Source organism: Streptococcus sp. KR, from assembly GCF_002238115.1.
GTDB lineage: Bacteria > Bacillota > Bacilli > Lactobacillales > Streptococcaceae > Streptococcus.
The window spans coordinates 1-1,056 of the sequence record NZ_NGVM01000069.1; the positions used below are offsets into that span (position 1 = coordinate 1).

Annotated in this window: 1 protein-coding gene; it reads right to left on the reverse strand. The window is 36.7% G+C overall.

Translation table 11 applies throughout. From position 1 onward, the window contains the following. On the reverse strand, window positions 1-1,056 hold a 1,056-nt coding region (locus tag CBI42_RS10835; RefSeq protein WP_179211401.1), incomplete at both ends, for a VirD4-like conjugal transfer protein, CD1115 family.

A 1,056-nucleotide genomic window follows, 5' to 3' on the forward strand; every position in this document is an offset into this window, starting at 1 on the left:
AATCTTTTGATGAGAAAGGGATCCTGAACCTGTCTGGCCAAAGGAACGACTAGTATTTCGAACATCAATGGTTTGTTTACCGAGTAAACCACTCATAAATTTAAAGGTATCTTCATCATTACCACCTAAGTAGACTAAACTATCACAGTTCCCCAAAATGGTTTTCCAAGCTTCTTTTTCTTTATAGAGTCCTTGAAGTTGGGCAATATTTTGTAGAATAGGAACGAGACTCATATTCCGTGAACGGACTGTTGAGGTTTGTTCAGCAAAATCTGGGATTTCTCCGATATTTGCGAACTCATCTAAGTAAACTCTCACATGAAGAGGCAATTGACCCTTAAAATCAATATCTGCTTGTCTTGTTAAGGTTTGAAATACAGTTGAAAAAAAGAGGGCTGAAAGAAAGCGAAAGGTACTATCGTTATCGGGGATAACTAAGTAAACCATTGATTTTTCCTGGCCCCATGTCTTCATATCAAGTGTATCTTTTTTGGTCAAATCCATGACACTCTGAATATTGAAGAGGGCAAATTTAGCAGTGGTTACAGCTATAACAGAATCCAGAGTCTTATCCTTATAATTTTGAAAATCTGCCCAATTTCGCATGGTAAAATTTTCAGTCCCATACTTTTTAGCATAATTTTCAAATAGAATTTCTAAGACACTTTTTTCTTGGTTTTCACCCTTGGATAAGTGTTTAATGAGTTTTGAGATTTCAGCAAAACTTGGATAACGCCCTCGTTTTTTTCGCTCTTCCACTTCTTTTTTTTGACGTTTCAACAAGTTTTGATATTCCTTTTGACTTAAACGACTCTCTTCTATGAGCTGTTCTCTTGTTTTAGGTGGGTTATAGAAATCGACCAAGTAGGAGGCTAAAGCTCGTACCAAAGTCATAGAAGCTTCATCCCAAAATGGATCACTACGGGAGCCAGAGCCTTTGGTGTTATTGAAATAAACCGTCAGCATGCGATTCAAATCATTTTCTGTCTCTATATAGCGAAAAGGATTGAAGCCATCTGAGTTCTTCATATTGACTAAATCTAACACCTTTACTTG